Genomic DNA, 18,276 nt, shown 5'->3' on the forward strand with positions numbered 1-18,276 from the left:
ATGAATCACTTCATAAACCTGACTTACTTTAGTGTGAGACTCTTGATACTTTCGCTATCTGATCCGAGGATCAGCTCGCTTTCATCAAGCGCCCACACTTATCGGCTGTTAATTTTTAAAGAGCATGCCTGCGAGAAACTTCATGTTTCCCAGCAGCGCTGCGTTTTCAGCAGCAGAGAAGCGAGATTATCAACCGTTTTTTGAGACTCGTCAACAACTTTTTTAACTACTTCGTTGCGACGACTGCGGTTTAATTTCGCGTGCACTGGAATCGATAAAACCGACTTCGACAGCACCGCTTCCCTCTTCTTCCCCGCGCCGTGTTTCCGTTAGCGCGAAAGAGGCGTGATTCTATGCATCTGCCCCAGTCTCCGCAACCCCTTTTGTGAAATATTTTTGACGTGCTATGGCGGGGGCCGCCGAGCACTTCCCAGTGCTCATATATAAGACGACACGGCAGGCGCGGCCTCGGTCGCCCCTGAACAGCCCCCGCCGTATCGAACGCAACCTTCCGTCGATTACCGCCCCACCATCGCCCTCACCACGCCGTCCCGCCGAATCAGCCCGTGATACAGCGCCGCGGCAAAGTGAGCGAGGAACGTCAGGAAGAAGAGATACGCCAGCACGCGATGCGCAACCCGGAGCCACGCGAACGTCACCGGATCAGCCGACACCAGCGCCGGCAACTGCACGCCGCCGCCCAGCGTCACCGGATACCCGCCTGCCGACAGCATCGCCCAGCCGATCAGCGGCATCGCCACCATCAGCGCATACAGCACGAGATGCGACCCGTGCGCCGCCACCTTCTGCCACCACGGCAGATCGTCGGGCAACGCCGGCGGCTTCGACAGCATCCGCACCACGATCCGCACGCACACCAGCACCAGCACGGCCACACCCAGCGGCTTGTGAATCGCCACCAGTATCTCGTGCCGCTCGGAAACCGACGCCACCATCCCCACTCCGATGAACAACATCGCGAGAATCATCGCGGCCATCACCCAGTGCAGCACCCGCGCCGGCAAACTAAACGTCGTCGAAGCCTTCATCACCGTCCCTCCCCACTCACTCGCGCCACGCCTGCCACGCCGGCCTCTTCACTCGTGCGCCGCAGATACGAATCCGCATACGCGGCCGAGCGCGCCGCCAGCAACGGATCGCCCGACACCTGGATCCCTTGCGGCAGCACCGTCGGGTCGTAATTCACGTCGCGGCACGGGCCGCTGTCCTGCGCCTCCACGCGGTCGAGCACGAGCGTGCCCGCATCGATCGTCGGGCGCTGCGCGGGCCAGACCTTCGTCGCGTCGTCCACCGGGTCGCCGGGCTCCGCCAGCGTGACCAGCAGCTTCCACTTCTGCGGGCCGGCCGCGATGCGCTGCGTCACGTCCTGTTGCAGCACGTTCGGATCCGCGGCCGTCGCGACGTCCCCGGCGCCGGCCGTCTGCTCTGGCACGACACGCCACCGCACGGCCTGGCGCTTGCCGGCCGCATCGACGAAGTAGAACGCGTTCAACCCGTAATAGCTTTCGGTGACGTAGCTCGCGCTCGGCTTCGCACCCTTCACCCACTGCAGGAACGCGGCCGCCTCCGGATGCGCGCCGAAGAACGCCTTCACCTTCGCCGGATCGGGCTTGCCCGTCTTCGGATCGGGCCGGGTCGCGAGCGTCTGCTCGTAGAACGCCTGCGGCGTCGCGACCGGAAACACCGGCATCGCGTTCATTCCGGTCCGCCATTGCTGGCCGTCCGGCGCGGTGAGCTTCAACGCAAGGCTGCGGATCGGCACGCTGCTGTCGGGCGCGTACGGATTCCCGCCCGGCAACGCAAAGCGCCCGACCACCGGCGTGCGCACCGGCTTGAAGAACGGCGCGACCGAATATGCGCTCGCGGCCCCGTTGCCTTCGAAATAGCCGGTCACGCACACGCCCTTCGCGTGATTGCGCCGGTAGCCGGGGTGGATGCCGCTGTTGGTCTGCAGCGCGTCGACGAGCCGGTGCGGGGTCAGACGCGCCGGCGCGAGCCACCCGCCGGCATACCCGAACGCCGCCGCCACGCCGGCCACCGCGCCGCCGATCACGGCCCAGCGCCACCACCCGCGCCCGGGCTCGCGCTGCGGCGAAGAAGAAGATTGCTTCATGAATGCACTCCCGATCGTCAGATCATTGTCGAACGCGCGTAGGACGCCGCCCGCGCCGCTTTATTCCACGAAAAGTTTTTTCGTATGCTGGAGGGAATAACCGATGCCGGCCGGCGTCCTACGCGGCATCCACGACCCTTTCGGCAACCGGCCCCGCCATGCCCTCCACCGCCCTCGACGACGAAGCATTGCGCGAACTCATCCCCAGGCTGCGACGTTTCGCGCTCTGGCTGGCGCGCGACGTCCACGCGGCCGACGATCTCGTCCAGTCGACACTCGAGCGCGCGCTGTCGCGCTGGACGAGCCGTCGCGACGACGCGTCGCTGCGCAGCTGGCTCTTCACGATCCTGTACCGACAATTTCTCGACGGCAAACGCAGCGCGAAGCGCTACGCGTGGCTGCTCGGCCGCATCCACGACGACGACGAAGCGCACTGGCCGTCCGCCGAACGCGAATTCGCGGCGCGCGCGACGCTCGAAGCATTCGGCCGGCTCTCGGACGAACAGCGCAGCCTGCTGCTGCTCGTCGCGGTCGAAGGCTTCACCTATCAGGAAGTGGCCGACCTGCTCGAGGTGCCGATCGGCACCGTGATGTCGCGGCTGTCCCGCGCGCGCCAGGCGCTGCGCCAGCTGAGCGACGGCGAACTTCCTGCTCCTTCCTTGCGGTTGATGAAAAAATGAACACGCCTCCGAACGAACATGACCTTCAGGCCTATGTCGACGGCCAGCTCGACGACGATGCGCGCGCCGCGGTCGAGCGCTATCTCGCGCTGCATCCGGCCCGCGCGGAACAGGTGAAGCAATGGCAGCAGGACGCGCAGCGGTTGCGGGCCGCGCTCGAGAGCGTGCGGATGCCGGCGGACAACCCCGCGCTGGATCCGGCCGCGATTCGTGGCCGGCGGGCCGAGCGCGCGCGCATGCGGTTCGCGATGGCGGCTTCGTTCGTGTTCTGCGTCGGGCTCGGGACGTTCGGCGGATGGCAGGCGCGCGGGTGGAACGCGGCGCCGCCGATCGCGCCGATGAGCGATGCGGTCAAGGCTTATCAGATGATGGTGGTCGATCGAACGGCCAAGGTCGATTACCGGCCGACCGGTGCGGGCGATTTGCAGGGATGGCTCACCAAAGGCGTGGGCGCATCGGCGAAGCTGCCGGATTTGAGCGCGGCGGGGTTCAGGCCGGTTGGGGGGCGGTTGTTCACGACGGATAGCGGCGCTACTGCTGCGATGGTGCTCTATCAGGATGATGCGGGGCGGACGCTGAGTTTCTATCTTCGGCCGGCGGAATCGGGACATCGGCTGTTGCGGAACGGGCAACGCGCGGATGGCGCGTTGCTCGCGCGGTATGGGTCGGTGAACGGGCTCAATTATGCGGTGGTCGGGCCGGCCGGGAGCGTCGGGGAGAAGGCAATCGCGCAGGCGCTTGATCAGCAGACTTGATTGGTGCGGTGCGCCGGCGAGCTGGCGGTCCTCGGTGACCGCCGGCGCCCCGAATGATGCGGCTTTGCTGGCTTGGTCACGCTCATGTTCACCATACGATTGCACAGCGTTTCGACTGACTTTACCGGTCTGTTGTCCACGTCGGAACAGCGCGAGCTCTTTCACCATTTGGAATCACAGGTTTTTGAGTCGCTGCACCACGGGATATCCACATCGATCGTGGCGACGCCGCGTGATGTATCCGATCGACTTGCTCATCTTTGAGCGGGCACAGCGTTTCGGATCGTTTTGGGTTTCGATATCCACAACCCATGCGGTTGCGCGGACGCATAAGCCCAGGTTCGACACCTTCACCGCGCCGGTTGAGTGCACAGGATTTTGAGTTGCCTGGGATCGGTGATATCCACAAGGCATTTAATCGACGCGTGTCGCTTGCGAATCGCGCACGTCCCTCGATCGTTTCCGACAAAGCCATATGTCGACGACGAGATGCTCACGTGTTCTGTGCACAAGGTTTCGATTGGGATGTCGATTACATTCGCCGTTTACCTCTATCGAGATATTGCGGGATCTCGCGCGAGTAGAACATCATCCGCTCTCGATGATTCCGGCGATCGTCAGTGAAGTTTGACTGACGAGTCGATGGAAGACTGACAATATGCGTCGCAAGAACCTCGTCAATCCATTGTCCACAAGCCAAGCTTTCCAAGGCTTGCAGCAAGACTGAGCCGCGCGGTTCTCCACCGCGACACCGCCAACACACGCTGTTTCTGAGCGTCAGCAAGCGCCGTTTGGGCATTCAACAACTCGACGAATGCCCCGACGCCCGCCTTGTAGCGCCCACGCGCGATATCGAGTGAGCGCTGTGCGTCATCAAGCAAGTCTCGCGAGGCTGTCAGGTTGATCGCATCAGCCTGCAGCGCTTGATAATTCGTCCAGACGTCGAGCGACGTCTGGAGCTCGGCATTGCGCAGATCTGCTTCTTGTGCATCGGCTAGTGACTGAGCATGAGCGACGCGATAACCCGATGCAAAACCCTCGAACAATGGGATCGTCAATTGAATGCCGATCTTGCTGCTACGGCTTCGCGATATAGGGAAGGACTCGGTTTGCTGTTGAGAGTACAATTTGTTCTGCGTGAGACTGCCTGTCATCGAGATCGTCGGCCGCCCCTGTGCACGCACCACTTCTACGTTCGCACGAGCAGCCGCAAGCCGCGCACGAGCAGCGGCAAGTTTAGGCTGGCGCATTTTTGCCTCGTCGATCAATGCATCGACACCCATGGCAATGACCTTGTCTTCAGATACCGGCTCCGTCGTAACGATCTGTACCGCCGAATTCGCATCGAATCCCATCGCGACAGCTAGCGCGCCGGTCGCCGTTCGCGCGTTGCCCTCAGCGCTGACCCGATCGAGTACCGCACGGCGGTACGTCGTCTGCGCTTGCAGCCGATCGCTCAACGTGCCAGCACCCGCGTCATGCTTCGCGCGAGCAGCCGCCAGACTCTCGCGGGCGATCCTTTCCGTCAGCCCCGCTGCATCGACGGATGCCTGTGCATCACGTAGGGCGTAATACGCCTGCGCTGTGTTGAAAAACACCACATTCAACGTATCGTCCTGCACTGCATTGGCGGCGACAAGCAGTTCACGCGCTTGCCGCAAACCAGCCCGACGTTTCCCGAAGTCGAACAACACCCAACTCAAGTTCAACATTCCATACCTGTTAGATGCGTGCTGCGGTCGACTCTGGGCTCCGAGGCCGTTCATGCTGTAGTCGTAGGTTATCGAGCGGGCGTCACGATCGACACCTGCTACGGCATCCAGCGCGGGCAGATACGCGGCCTTAGCGATGCCAACGGCCGCTGCCTGCGCGCGCGCATTCGCCCATGCTTGTCGTGCTTGCGGATGCGTACAGACCGCCAAGAGAATCGCCTCCTCCAACTCAAGCGGATGATCGACGGATTCCGAAACACACGACGCGTTGTTCAGTAGTAGGGACGCAGGCGTGACAGTTGAGGTGTCACGGGTTCCGAACACGTCGAATGCCTGAGCCGCAACAGGCGGCACAAGCGCGAGTATGACAACGCATCTAGCACAAACTAAGCGAGGCTTCATAGTAACAATGGCTCCACAATCGGTCGCGCGCAGGGCTCAGCTCCCGGTCGCCGATCACACACGACCTTGCCACCATCAAGCATCACGACACGTGATGCAGATGCGATCGTTTCCGGCCGGTGCGCAACGATAATACGCGTCATGTTCAGTTCACTAATCGCCGTGTTCACCTGTTGTTCTCGCTGCAAATCGAGGTGACTCGTCGCCTCGTCAAGTACGAGAATTTTCGGTCGTTTGTAGAGTGCCCGTGCGAGCAACACACGTTGCTTCTGCCCTCCCGACAGCACGGTCCCCATGTCACCGACAAGCGTGTTGTAACCCATAGGCATTGCAGCGATGTCGTCGTGCACGGCGGCAAGTTGCGCGCATTCGGCTATCCAATGCGGATCAGCATCCGGATCGAAGAAACCGATGTTTTGGGCAATCGACCCTGCGAACAGCACGTCGTCCTGCATAACCGTGCCAATGAGCATGCGCATGTGCCCAAGACCGAGCCGGCCAAGTTCGATGCCACCGATACGAATCGTGCCACTCGTCGGCTCGAGTGCGCCGAGCAAAACGTTGACAAGCGTTGTCTTGCCGCATCCCGACGGCCCAACGATCGCGACCGACTCGCCGGGCATTATCGTCAACGACACGCCATCGAGCACCGGCGGCTCGCCGTCAGCGTAGCGGAAGCAGATCGCCTCCATGTCAATACTTGCGGCAAGTTGGTTCGCCTCGTCGATGACGTATTGCAAGCCTGAATCAGGCTCTGGTTGAGCAAAAGCGATGTCTGCGAGACGTTCACCCTGTAACTGAAGCATCTTGACTTCGAAGTACTTGTCGACCAGACTGCCGACGCGGCCATCAAACTGATTCTTGTATGCGTTGAACGCCATCAACGCGCCCACTGTAAAGTGGCCATCCATCACCTTTCGCGCACCGAGCCAAATAATCAGCAAGCCTGCGACGCCGAACAGCAGTCCATTCAACTGCTGATACAACAGTTGCAGCTTCTGCACGTGAAGGTTCGCATTGATTTGCCCAACGAGCAACGCAAGCCAACTCGCGCGGCGTTCTGTTTGCCGGTTGAACAGCTTGATTGTCTTCACACCGCGCACCGTCTCCAGGAAGTAGCTCTGCTGCCTTGCGGCGTGCACGATTTGCTCTTCGGATGCCTGGCGCAGCGGCCGATACCAAAGCCAACGCAGTAGCCCGTACAGCGCCATCGTGCCAAGTGCGACGCAGCCGAGTGTGCCGCTGTAAATGAACATCATCACGAGCGTGACAACCGTCATCAAACCGTCGATGACGGCGCTCAGGAACGAGGTGGTAAGCGTCTGTTGAATTGCGTCCACCGAGCCGAAACGTGATACGACGTCCCCTAGATGCCGGCGCTCAAAATATCGAACGGGAAGGCTAAGCAAGTGAGTAAACATGTTCGCACGCCATTGCACGTTGAGCGTCGTGCTGAAGTACATCAATGCCCAGGTACGAATCGCCTTCGTCACCTGCTGCATGATCAACAGGAGACCGAACCCGATCGCGAGCACGGCAAGTAGATCGCGGTCGGCGCTGACGATTGCTTCGTCGATCACCCACTGCAGGAAAAATGGGGATACGAGCGAAAACACTTCGAGCGCGAGTGCGAGGAGGATGATTTGACCGAGCGAGCGCGACAGCCCGGAGACAGAACCCAGCAACTCGCGCAGTCTGACGGCCGGCGCCGCGGCGCATGGTTCAAAACTGCTCGTTGGCCAGAGCTCGAGTGCGACACCGGTAAACGAACGAGAGATTTCTTCGAAAGACAACCTCCGCGAACCTAGTGAGGGGTCGTGGATCAACGCGCTCTTGCCGCTAACCGACTTCAACACAACGAAGTGGTTGAAGTCCCAATGCAAAATGCATGGCAAGCGCAACTGTCCCAGTTCGCCAAGATCAAGTCTCAGTGCGCGAGAACCGAAGTCGAGCCGCTGGGCAATTTCGATCAGGCGATTGAGTCCTGTACCTTTGAGCGACACGGGGAACCGACCACGCAGCGTCGAGAGATCGACGTGATGCCCGTGATGGCCCGCAACCATTGCAAGGCATGCAAGGCCACATTCAGTCGCTTCGGTTTGCAGGATCACGGGCATTCTGCGGCCAATGCCAAATGAAAGTCGGTCGAGGAGTGACATGTGCAGATACCGCGTTAGAGTTTGCCGGTCAGGCTATACAGGGGTTCGAGCACCCATTCGTACAGGCGCCGCCGTTCCTGCAGGACATCGGCCTGCAACGCCATGCCCCCTTGCAGCGGCTCCGGATTGCCATACGCTGTGACATGCTGCGTCTGAAGCGCAACTGTGACCCGATAGAAAGTACCTTCGCCACCTTGAAAATTGACCGGTGCGCCGCTCGATGCAAGCTCAGTTGCAGAAAGCGCAGTGCGTGCGATTGACATTACTGTTGCAGGATACTGACCGAACTTCTGATAGGGATACGCCTGATAGCGAATCCGCACGGGATCGCCGACATGCATGAAACCAATGGCGGCACTCGGAACAAACAGGTGTGCTTGCCATCGGGCGCCGTCCGGTACGATGCTCGCAAGTGGGTGCGATGGGTCAACCGTTTGACCCACTTCCGCGATCACCGCGGTGGCGATACCTGATTCTGGTGCGACTATCAGAATCTGCCGCTTCGCCTCCTTCTCGATCAGACTCTGGTTGACTTCGATTACGCTACGAGAGATTTGTGAAAGCTGATTTTGATGCTTGAGCGCCAGGCCAGAAAAATCACTATTCGCCTCCACAAGGAGTTGTCGGGTGCTTGCGCGCTCCCGCTCGAGCCCGCTCAGCTTCGACTGCTGGTCCTGCAAATCGGCTTCGCGCTGCTGCGCCTGGTCCGTCGAGATGTAGTCTTGCGCGAGCAAGCTGCGATAACGCTTCGCGCCATCAGCGGCGATTGACGTACGTATCCGTTGCGCCGCAAGTTGTTCATCGATACGACCGAGCGTCACGCGCAGGCTGTCGATTCTGGCCCGTAACATATTATGTTCATCGCGCTGTAAAAGCCTCGTCTTGCTCATCTCCTGCTCGAGCGACGCCCTGCTCTGACGGGCCTGCGCGATTAGCGCGGCTTGGGTCGGACCTTCGACGGAACTCTGTAAATCGGTCGAAAGAGAGTAGAGCGTCTGACCGCGCGTCACACGCTCACCTTCGACGATTTCGCGCTTGTTCACAATGCCTGATTGTTGAGCGTAGATTTTGACCAGCCCGGAGTCGGGCATGATTACGCCGTCAACCGTCGTCCGACGGGTGTAGGTTCCGAAGAAGAAGAACAAGGCCAAGGACATTGCCATGCATACGGCCGAAGTCGTCAAAACCGTAACGGACACCGGCCGTACCAGCACGATCTCCCCGAGCGTGCGAGGATTGGATGCCAGAAGAGCTTCGGGGCGAAATAGAGAGGCCATCAAATACCGGGGGCCGTAGTGCCGGCCCGCGGTCCAATGAGTTGCCCGTCCGCACGAGCGCACTTAGCTTTGCGGTACTTACTTTTTCGCAGCCCGCACACAATGATTTTATGTTTTAACATTGAAATTCATTTAACTTTATGAATTTAAATAGAAAACTTAAATTCCACTGACGATATTAATTCCCGGATAAAACCCCCGCGCGGAATCGACAACTTCAATAGAATCACCATGATCGCCCATCATAAATAATTCCCAATTTATCGCTTGCGATGTTCACCCCGATATTTTCCGCTTCTTTTCAATTGATCACAAATAATCGGTTTTAGAATAAGAGTGTTAAATATAGACACCAGAAAGTAGCTAGAAATTACTGATGCAGCCCCCACCAGCCCAACAAAAACAAAAGACATGCGATTTGAAAACAGACCCAACGCAACAAATACAATTGAATATACGATCGGCGGGATAAAAAATGAAGCAACAAATGAGTAACCGGAGTATTTTCTAATTCTCGAAATAGACAACTGCCTCGCATCCTCAACCAAAGCCGAAACTTCACTCTTTGAAAGTCCTTTGGCGTCCGGGATGATCCACGTGAGAACGAAAATAAATGGGATTGTCATGGTTGTAGAAGTGAAGATATAGTGTCGCGATACCACATCACTGACGGACCAATTCTAGGACGTCCTGACGGCACAGTTCAGTAACAAGTTGGCGCAGCTTGTGTGCGTCCAAATCGGCAAGTTGAATCACCAAATCGGCGAGCGTGACCCCCGGGGTCGTCGCAATGCAACGAACGAGCCGCTGACTCTGCTCACTGAGGTTTAGTTTTATGCCATTGGCAAGCACGTAGCTTCCAGGCAATTGATGACGATGCATGTCTGTCGCCAAGCGGAGGCCGATATTCTCGTTGATATTGCTGGCAGTCACATTTCCGAACATCTCAATTGCCAACGGAGATTCGACACGCGTTGTACCAACAAATGCATCCATGAAACGACCGTAGTTTTCCCTATTACTCAGAAAGGCAGCGACATGTCTGCCAATATCGGCAACAGTGCTTTCATCGTGCTCCCAGTCACCAAGCGACAATCTTGTGGGCAGGAAATCTGACATCTGGTTCAGCGCCCAACTAAGATAGTCGACGGCATAAGCAGGAAAGGTGCCGAGCGCGAGGTGAAAACTGCCCTCACCTAGGGGCAGCGGATTGTGCCACCAGCCTCGAGGGACGTAAAGCACGTCGCCAGCCTCGAGAATAACGTCGAGATACGCCTCTGTCGGGCAAGGATACAGATGCTCGTAATCCCGGCTCTGTTGCGAGTACAACGGCAGTTCCAATGTCGGCTGATACAGAGTCCAGCGCTTACGGCCAATCAACTGAATTGCGAAAACATCACGGGTGTCCCAATGGCAACGGAACGAATCCTTGATACCAAACGCGGCATATGCACTGCTGACCACCCGCCTGCCAGTGAAATCCGCGATACGTTTGGAGAATACGTGGACTTTAGGTTCATTGGTGATTTTGTTTGCAATCAACGTCGCACCTCTACGCAAGTAATCGTATACGACCGATTTGATCAAGCGGTATCGCAAAGTTCCAACATCGAGATAACTCTCGACGTATTCCTCCTTGGGCCGAATACCGTCGCAGGATAGTTTAAAATCCTTGGAGGTTATATCGCTTCTCTCGAAAATTTCATTAACATCCCGCCATGAAAAAACTTCAGTAGAGGCCGCAGATCTCATCAGAAGCGGTTGTTTCTCCTGAAAACTCTCGATGAAGTCAGAAGACGAAATACTAAATCGGATACTCATAGGATTTGCGTCGGAGCTTGGCTGCCGGAGTGGCAGAACAAGCTCCTTTCCGGTAAAGACTAGAAAATTAGTGGTAGTCGCACCCAGAGTAGTCGGTGCCTGCTTGATCATCGCGCCCAAATGAACCGCCGCTCAGAATGTAGCCAATGCTAGTGCCTGCTCCGACGATTCCGCCTACCGCACCTCCAGCCGGGCCACCAAATACAACACCGGCAACAGCTCCTGCCGCCGCCGACGCGGCAACACCGCCCAGGGCCATGCCGATATCGCCAGATACCGTGGCTCCGGAAACAAGTTCCAATTCGGTAATATTTAGTTCTCTCATCAGATTGGTCCTCCAAGTTTTTAGGTAAGCATCCGCCAAAACCATAACGAATGGCTGACCAATTTATTGCAACATTATTCGCCCCGGCAACGCCCTTTTCTATCGCCACACCATCGCCCAGCGAAAAACAGGGGGAGCGGCGCGACGGAAGCATCCGTGAGCAAGCCCCTCCTCGTTAGGTCCGGACGGCTCCGGGCGCAGCAAGATGCGATGTGGCTTGTATCTCGCGTTCATGCATGCGGAAAAATTGCACACTGTTTCGAACTGTTTCGTGTGAGGTGATCCACACACGAGCGTCACCCGATCTCAAGGCCAAATTCGCGGAAGAGACGCGGCAAGCATCACATCTCGATGTGATATCGTTCCTCTAATCATTTGGAATCCAATATCCCGAAAATTTCGCCGGTGCCTGGCGAAATAATGCAGTTGATCGACCTCCCGGGCCGGTTCGCGTTGCCAAACCCGAGCAAGTCGGAAATCAGCTTCGCCAGGAACGTCGCCGTGTGGCGGACACTCGATCCACCGTGGATGCCCTTTGACCCGTTACGCAGATCCCGCCAGGGTGTCGCAAAGTCTTCGTAGGTGCCCTTCGGGCCGAGAAATGTCGCGGTATTGAGATTGGCTGAACACCGATCGATCGCACCGCAATTCAGTGGGCTTACGGCTTTCTCAGAATATCGCTGCTCCTGCGTGGTCTGCAGCGGCTCCTGGGAATACAGCGATTCGTCGGAAACGCCGCCTTCGGCATAACGCATATACCGTGACCCGTGCCGACCGCAAACGGTTGGGTCCCGCTCCCCTTTTGCACGCGCCGCTTGCCCCGCCCTGCACTTTCTCCGGCTTCGCCGCGCCGGTCTTCACCGTCGCTGGATCAGGATTCAAACTAGACCGTTGTCCGCCGCGACGAGAAATGCGCGGTAATCGCCGAAATCACGTCCCGTCGCGTGACGGTGTCGCGACCTCGTACGTCGTCGCTTCGCCTCGTGTGTCTCGGTCGTCAGCCAGGAAACTGCTCCTTCTGAATGTCGACGAGTCTACCGACACAGCAGGTTCTCGCATGATCCACACACCTCACGGCCGGTCGTTTCGTTGATCTACTCAGCGTACGCAGTGCATGTCCTGCGCAGATCACAGTCGACGGACTGTGCTTATCCAAAGGTGTTAACAGGGTTCGTATATATACGTAGTGATAGTTAACAAACCCTGTGCCCCACAGTGGATAACGTCGGTAACGCACTGAATTTTCAACGCGAATCGAAATGCATAACCCTGGGTGCGCGACGTGAACAGCGTCCGGCAGCACAGAACAACTTTTCGTCGATTCACAGCCGCGCCGACATATCCTCAATCGTTCCACTGTGAATCCAGAGGCTTGCGGGACGGTTATCCAGAGGGCGATGTGGATAACACGGCAGCACATCGACGCGTTTTGCTGTGATGCGAACAAATGAAGCTCGCGTTGCCGGCATCGCGAGGCAACGTCCGATCGTCGGCCACCGCACACGCCCTTTCAAAAAATTTTCACGAAGGGGCTTGTGCTCCCCCAAAACCCTCTCTATAATTCGCGGCTTCTTAGGCTCGTAGCTCAGTTGGTTAGAGCACCACCTTGACATGGTGGGGGTCGTTGGTTCGAATCCAATCGAGCCTACCAACGAACAAAATGAAGGGGTCCGGCAGCACAACTTGCCTACAGGCAACGCGGCTCGCCAAACATACAAACGCCACGCGGCAACCTCGCGTGGCGTTTTTCTTTGCGCCGACGGGTAGCATCCGGCCGCGCGCCAGCCTTCACGTTTCTCTCCGTATCCCGCGCTACACGTATTGACTGTCGAAACGGTTCGACACAATTGCGGCCGTATGCACAGGGCGCGGCACAGCACCAGCCGACGTGCGTTTCGTCCGCGCGCCCGCATCCACGCTACTCCGGCTTCTCTTACTCCATCGCCGTACGCCGCATAGACTCGGCCGGCCGTCGACGCGTCCCGATACCCGAAAAGACCCGTCGCGGCATTCCCGGGAACGCGCACACATCTTGCCGACGCCGTGAGCGGACCCGATACCAATAACGCGCACGCTGCGCCACCGAGGGCCAACACACACATGTCCGAGACCACGACATCCGTCAGCACTGACGAAATCGCCGCTTACGTTGGGAAAAAAGCCCGCTGGTATGAAACGAAATGGGCAATCGCCGCGACACGCAGGAGCAAGCATTCCTGGAACTGGGCAGCCTTTCTGGTGGGGCCGTTCTGGATGGCGTACCGGGGCATGTACTGGCATGCGCTGGCGCTATTCGGAATCGTATTCGGGCTCTCGCTGATCGAAATGCTGTTCTTCCCGAATTTCTTCGACTCGAGTCAGAGCAACGCAATCGGGATCGGGATTTCGGTGATGCTTGGCTTGCATGGCAACAGTTTCTACCAGGCGCATGTCCGCCGGGCGATCACGAGGCTGCGTCCCCATTCCGCACCCGGCGACTCCTTTCTTGCACTCCTGAGCGTGCAAGGCGGCACGAACTGGCTCGCGGTAATCGGCTTTGCCGTCGCGTTCGTATTTTTCTGTTACGCGACGTCGCTCATTCACGCCTTGGTGGCCGCATTCCGATGACGTCATCGGCTCGCGCCGGATCGAACGAGAAAGCGGGCAGGGTGGCCGCTTGAACCCGCACGCCACCCGCGCACGCTCAATGCAGATGCCTCAATTTATCAGGATTCCGCACGACATAGATCGCGACGATCTTGCCGTCGTCGATCTCGAGCGCGGTCGTCTGCAGCTCGCCGTCGGCTTCCAGCGTGACGAACCCCGGCAGCCCGTTGATGAACCCGGCCCGCACGAGCTTCGACGCATGCGTCTCGAACAACTCGGCCAGGTGCGCGTGCACCCGCATCACGAGCTCGAAGCCGAACACCGGCTTGCCGGCGGCCGCGCGCTTGCCGCCGCCGTCGGAATGCAGGCTCACATCCTCCGCAAGCATCGCGCCGAGCGCGCGCATGTCGCCGCTGCGCGACGCCGCGAAGAACGCTTCGGCCAGTTCGATCCCGCGCTGCTTCTCGACATGAAAACGCGGCCGCGCGTCGCGCACGTGCGTGCGGGCCCGCGCGGCGAGCTGCCGGCATGCGGCCGGATCGCGCCGGATCGTCGTGGCCACTTCATCGAATTCGACGCCGAACACGTCGTGCAGCAGGAACGCCGCGCGTTCGAGCGGCGACAGCCGTTCGAGTGCAAGCAGCAGCGGCAGCGTGACGTCGTCCCGTTCGTCTTCCTCGACGACCGGCTCGGGCAGCCACGGGCCGATATAGGTCTCGCGCTGATACCGCGCGGACTTCAACTGGTCGAGGCACATGCGCATCACCATGCGGCGCAGGAACGCTTCCGGCACGCGCACGTCGGTACGGTCGACGTCCATCCAGCGGATGAACGCCTCCTGCACCATGTCCTCGGCATCCGCGACGGAACCGAGCATCCGGTACGCGACGCGGATCAGCGTGCGACGCAGCGGATCGAAGCTCGCCGCCGCGTCGGCCCGTTCGTCGGCGTTGCCGCTGGCCGGGTCGAGGTTCGGCATCAAGCCACCATCTTCGCGGCGGCGGCCTTCGCGTCGGCCGGGTCGACCCACAGCCCGAAGCCGACGGCGAGCCGGTTCCAGCCGTTGATCACGTTGATCATCACCGTCAGTTTCACCTGTTCCTCCTCGCTGAAATGGTCGTTCAGCGCCGCATGGGCCGCTTCGTGCGCGGCGTGGCCCTCCGACAGCCGCGTGAGCGCGTCGGTCCAGCCGAGCGCCGCGCGTTCGCGGTCGGTGTAGCAGGGCGCTTCGCGCCACGCGGACAGCAGGTAGATGCGCTGCTCGGTCTCGCCTTGTTCGCGCGCCTCGACGGTGTGCATGTTAAGGCAGTTCGCGCATGCATTGATCTGCGACGCGCGGATCTTGACCAGCTCGATCAGCGTCGGCTCGAGGCTCCCGGCAGCGGCGACCGACACGGTCATCCATTGCTTCATCAACGCGGGGGCGGCGGCAAACGGATTGAGTTTCGCAGTCATGGTTCCTTCTCCTTTCGTGTGGGTTCCGCCGATATGACGAGCGAGCCCCCCGCGCGTGTGACATCGGCGTAAAAAATTTTTTGCGGCCGGAGAAGAAAGCGGCGGCCAGCGAAGGGCAGAGGCGTTGAGCGGGGCACGGAGAACAACGCGATATCGACTGACGAATCGTCCGCGGGACGCCGCGCGTCCGACCCACGCGCGCCATCGACCTTTCACGCACGCCGTGCGGGTGTCACCGGGCGTCAGCAGCATGCAGCGGCGGGCACGCGTATTGCCCCCGTCGCCGAACCCCACCACGACAGGGCATCGACGGTCCGCTGCACGGGCGATGCCGACATCACGCATGCTTTCATTTTTCTTTCGCCTTTGTTTCATCCGAAATCCGATTCGCGACGTTCACATTTCTGGACCATACTGTTCTGCACGGGCAGATGAAGTGACGCCGCATCCGCGGCCCGGCGCGCGCGCCGGCTGCCCGACGACGCAGCAGCAAATCGCACGTCAGCCGCGCGCATCCGCGCAAGGCTTTCCCTTTTCCGGCAACGCAACGCAGCGAATCGCGACGTGAACGGTAAACCGATGAGCCTTCTTGCATCCCAGCTTCAGCGCCGTTACCAGGACGTGCGCGCCCATAGCGTCGCGTTGACCGCGACGCTGTCCGCCGAAGACCAGGCCGTGCAGTCGATGCCCGACGCGAGTCCGACGAAATGGCATCTCGCGCATACGACCTGGTTCTTCGAAACCGTCGTGCTGATGCGCCGCGTGCCCGGCTACGCGCCGTTCGACGCCGCCTTCCAGTTCCTGTTCAATTCCTATTACGAAGCGCTCGGCCCGCGCCATCCGCGGCCGCAGCGCGGGCTGCTCACGCGTCCGTCGCTCGACGAGGTGCACGCGTACCGGCAGTACGTCGACGACGCGATGCTGCGCGCGCTGGCCAGCGCCGATGCGGCGCTACTCGACGCGATCGAACCCGAGCTCGTGCTCGGCCTGCATCACGAGCAGCAGCACCAGGAGTTGATCGTCACGGACATGCTGCACGCGTTCTCGTGCAATCCGTTGAAGCCGGCGTTCCGGCCGCGCAACGCGACGGACGGCGACGCGATGGCCGCGGGCGACGCCGGCGTGCTGCGCTGGCTGCCCCAGCCAGGCGGGCTCGTCGAGATCGGCCACGACGGCGACACGTTCTCGTTCGACAACGAACGGCCGCGTCACACGGCACTCGTACGGCCGTACGAGATCGCGAACCGCCTCGTGACGAACGCGGAATTCGCGGCGTTCATCGCCGACGGCGGCTATACGCGCCCCGAGTTCTGGCTGTCCGACGGCTGGGCGACGGTGCAGCGGGAAGGGTGGCAGGGGCCCGCGTACTGGATGCCGGACGATGACGATGCGGCCGCCACGCGCGTGCGGCGCACGTTCGGCCTGCACGGCGTCGAGCCGCTCGCGCCCGACGCGCCGGTATGCCACGTGAGCTTCTACGAAGCGGCCGCGTACGCGGAATGGGCCGGCGCACGGCTGCCGACCGAATTCGAGTGGGAAACCGCGTTCGCGGCCGACGGCATCCGGCAGATGCTCGGGCACGTCTGGCAGTGGACGCGTTCGTCGTACGAGCCGTATCCGGGCTTTCGGCCGCTCGCCGGGGTAGCTGCCGAATACAACGGCAAGTTCATGGTCGGCCAGCAGGTCCTGCGCGGCAGCAGCATCGCGACGCCGCCGGGGCATGAACGGCCGACGTACCGCAATTTCTTTCCGCCGGCGGCACGCTGGCAATTCACGGGGGTGCGACTTGCGCGAGACGTCTGATCTGACGGCCACGAGCGGTGGCCTGCAACCCGCCCGCGATTCGCGGCCGAGCGCGTTCGAGCGCGACCTGATCGACGGACTGTCGCGCACGCCGCGCAGCATTCCGCCGAAATACTTCTACGATGCGGCCGGCTCCGCGCTGTTCGACCGCATCTGCGAGTTGCCCGAGTACTACCCGACGCGCACGGAGCTCGGCATCCTGCGCGATCGCGCGGCCGAGATCGTGCGGCGCGTCGGCCCGCATGCGGACATCGTCGAATTCGGCGCGGGTTCGCTCGAGAAGATCCGCGTGCTGCTCGACGCGTTCGCGGGCAACTACGCGAACGCGCCGGCGCGCTACGTGCCGGTCGACATCTCGGCCGACTACCTGCACGGCGCGGCCGCGCGGCTGCGGGCGGCCTATCCGTGGCTCGACGTCGCGCCGCTCGCGGCCGACTACACGAAGGCCGAGCAACTGGCCGCGCTGACGGACACGCCGCGGCGGCGCATCGGCTTCTTTCCCGGTTCGACGATCGGCAACTTCTCGCCGGAAGAGGCCGACACGTTCCTGCGCGACGCGGCGCGGCTGCTGCGGGGCGGCGGCCTGCTGGTCGGCGTCGATCTCGTGAAGGACGAGCGCACGCTGCACCGCGCGTACAACGACGCGCAGGGCGTGACCGCGCAGTTCAACCTGAACCTGCTCGCGCGTGCGAATGCCGAGCTCGGCGCGGATTTCGACGTCGATGCGTTCTCGCATTGCGCGTTCTACGACCGCGAGCGGCAGCGCATCGAGATGCATCTCGTCAGCGACGTCGCGCAGACCGTGCACGTGCGCGGCCACGCGTTCCGCTTCGAGGCCGGCGAGCGCATCCACACGGAAAACTCGCACAAGTTCACGATCGACGGCTTTCGTGCGATCGCGCGCCGCGCCGGGTTCGAACCCGATACCGTGTGGACCGACGCGGACAACCTGTTCAGCGTGCACTGGCTGCGCAGCGTCGACGATATCCGCGCGTAACGCGCGCCGCCACGAACCGCTCGCGCCGCAGGGTGAGGGCGGTTCGCTCGCCATGCACACCGGCGGGTTCGATCCCGTTGCCCGGTTTCGTGCCGAAAATCCCCTTTTTACCGGCCCGATGCATCGCCGCAACGGTGTGTGGAATACCGTCTCTTCCTTGTTCCACAAGG

General features: G+C 60.6%; 17 protein-coding genes and 1 tRNA gene. 8 read left to right on the top strand and 10 right to left on the bottom strand.

Features of this window, described 5'->3' with window-relative positions:
- Nucleotides 1-204, top strand: a 204-nt coding sequence (locus tag QZM15_RS33230; protein WP_302107991.1) for a hypothetical protein, incomplete at its 5' end; no start/stop codon positions are given.
- A 314-nt stretch (nt 205-518) separates the two neighbouring features.
- On the opposite strand, the gene QZM15_RS33235 is transcribed toward QZM15_RS33230, so the two are convergent.
- Both QZM15_RS33235 and QZM15_RS33240 read right to left on the bottom strand, forming a co-directional pair.
- Nucleotides 519-1,049, bottom strand: a complete 531-nt coding sequence (locus QZM15_RS33235) for a cytochrome b (protein ID WP_275906034.1) — start codon at nt 1,047-1,049, stop codon at nt 519-521.
- A complete protein-coding gene (locus tag QZM15_RS33240; protein WP_059580348.1) occupies nt 1,049-2,134 on the bottom strand; it encodes a catalase family peroxidase in 1,086 nt (361 codons plus the stop codon). Before QZM15_RS33240 ends, QZM15_RS33235 begins: the two co-directional genes overlap by 1 nt.
- A gap of 158 nt (nt 2,135-2,292) precedes the next feature.
- Between QZM15_RS33240 and QZM15_RS33245 the strand changes: the two genes are divergently transcribed.
- Both QZM15_RS33245 and QZM15_RS33250 read left to right on the top strand, forming a co-directional pair.
- Nucleotides 2,293-2,814, top strand: coding sequence for a sigma-70 family RNA polymerase sigma factor (locus QZM15_RS33245; protein ID WP_059580351.1), 522 nt, complete (start codon nt 2,293-2,295; stop codon nt 2,812-2,814).
- Nucleotides 2,811-3,569 carry an anti-sigma factor gene (locus QZM15_RS33250; protein ID WP_302107992.1) on the top strand — a complete coding sequence of 253 codons (759 nt, stop codon included), beginning with the start codon at nt 2,811-2,813 and terminating at the stop codon, nt 3,567-3,569. Before QZM15_RS33245 ends, QZM15_RS33250 begins: the two co-directional genes overlap by 4 nt.
- Nucleotides 3,570-4,246: 677 nt before the next feature.
- Here QZM15_RS33250 and QZM15_RS33255 read toward each other — a convergent pair.
- From QZM15_RS33255 to QZM15_RS33280, 6 genes are all read right to left on the bottom strand, one after another.
- Nucleotides 4,247-5,692 (bottom strand): TolC family protein, encoded by a 1,446-nt coding sequence (locus QZM15_RS33255; protein ID WP_302108006.1) that lies wholly within the window; start codon nt 5,690-5,692, stop codon nt 4,247-4,249.
- Nucleotides 5,680-7,842, bottom strand: a complete 2,163-nt coding sequence (locus tag QZM15_RS33260) for a peptidase domain-containing ABC transporter (protein ID WP_302107993.1) — start codon at nt 7,840-7,842, stop codon at nt 5,680-5,682. The genes QZM15_RS33255 and QZM15_RS33260 overlap by 13 nt, the downstream gene beginning before the upstream one ends.
- 14 nt (nt 7,843-7,856) lie before the next feature.
- The gene (locus QZM15_RS33265; RefSeq protein ID WP_302107994.1) at nt 7,857-9,119 is read right to left on the bottom strand and encodes an HlyD family secretion protein; all 1,263 of its coding nucleotides are present in this window, start codon (nt 9,117-9,119) and stop codon (nt 7,857-7,859) included.
- Between the two features lie 663 nt (nt 9,120-9,782).
- Nucleotides 9,783-10,940, bottom strand: coding sequence for a cupin domain-containing protein (locus tag QZM15_RS33270; RefSeq protein ID WP_302107995.1), 1,158 nt, complete (start codon nt 10,938-10,940; stop codon nt 9,783-9,785).
- A 67-nt stretch (nt 10,941-11,007) separates the two neighbouring features.
- Nucleotides 11,008-11,265 carry a hypothetical protein gene (locus QZM15_RS33275; RefSeq protein ID WP_302107996.1) on the bottom strand — a complete coding sequence of 86 codons (258 nt, stop codon included), beginning with the start codon at nt 11,263-11,265 and terminating at the stop codon, nt 11,008-11,010.
- Nucleotides 11,266-11,636: 371 nt separating this feature from the next.
- On the bottom strand, nt 11,637-12,020 hold the full coding sequence (locus QZM15_RS33280) for a hypothetical protein (RefSeq protein WP_302107997.1): 384 nt from the start codon (nt 12,018-12,020) through the stop codon (nt 11,637-11,639).
- Between the two features lie 819 nt (nt 12,021-12,839).
- Here QZM15_RS33280 and QZM15_RS33285 point away from each other — a divergent pair.
- Both QZM15_RS33285 and QZM15_RS33290 read left to right on the top strand, forming a co-directional pair.
- A tRNA-Val gene (locus QZM15_RS33285) sits at nt 12,840-12,916 on the top strand.
- 449 nt (nt 12,917-13,365) lie between these two features.
- Entirely contained in the window at nt 13,366-13,872 is a 507-nt protein-coding gene (locus QZM15_RS33290) for a DUF2628 domain-containing protein (protein ID WP_302107998.1), read from the top strand.
- Nucleotides 13,873-13,948: 76 nt separating this feature from the next.
- On the opposite strand, the gene QZM15_RS33295 is transcribed toward QZM15_RS33290, so the two are convergent.
- Nucleotides 13,949-14,830: a sigma-70 family RNA polymerase sigma factor gene (locus QZM15_RS33295; RefSeq protein ID WP_302107999.1), complete on the bottom strand. Its 882-nt coding sequence runs from the start codon at nt 14,828-14,830 to the stop codon at nt 13,949-13,951.
- Entirely contained in the window at nt 14,830-15,306 is a 477-nt protein-coding gene (locus tag QZM15_RS33300; protein ID WP_059580368.1) for a carboxymuconolactone decarboxylase family protein, read from the bottom strand. Before QZM15_RS33300 ends, QZM15_RS33295 begins: the two co-directional genes overlap by 1 nt.
- A 343-nt stretch (nt 15,307-15,649) precedes the next feature.
- Here QZM15_RS33300 and QZM15_RS33305 point away from each other — a divergent pair, with 343 nt between their 5' ends.
- From QZM15_RS33305 to egtD, 3 genes are read left to right on the top strand one after another with little or no spacing between them, the layout of a single operon-like run.
- Nucleotides 15,650-15,874: a hypothetical protein gene (locus QZM15_RS33305; RefSeq protein ID WP_155644469.1), complete on the top strand. Its 225-nt coding sequence runs from the start codon at nt 15,650-15,652 to the stop codon at nt 15,872-15,874.
- 11 nt (nt 15,875-15,885) lie between these two features.
- Nucleotides 15,886-17,109 carry an ergothioneine biosynthesis protein EgtB gene (gene egtB, locus QZM15_RS33310; RefSeq protein WP_059580370.1) on the top strand — a complete coding sequence of 408 codons (1,224 nt, stop codon included), beginning with the start codon at nt 15,886-15,888 and terminating at the stop codon, nt 17,107-17,109.
- On the top strand, nt 17,093-18,106 hold the full coding sequence (gene egtD, locus QZM15_RS33315; RefSeq protein WP_059637965.1) for an L-histidine N(alpha)-methyltransferase: 1,014 nt from the start codon (nt 17,093-17,095) through the stop codon (nt 18,104-18,106). The genes egtB and egtD overlap by 17 nt, the downstream gene beginning before the upstream one ends.
- Nucleotides 18,107-18,276: the final 170 nt, after the last annotated feature.

Origin of the sequence: Burkholderia sp. AU44665 (assembly GCF_030504405.1) — a bacterium.
In the GTDB taxonomy this organism is placed as follows: domain Bacteria; phylum Pseudomonadota; class Gammaproteobacteria; order Burkholderiales; family Burkholderiaceae; genus Burkholderia; species Burkholderia semiarida.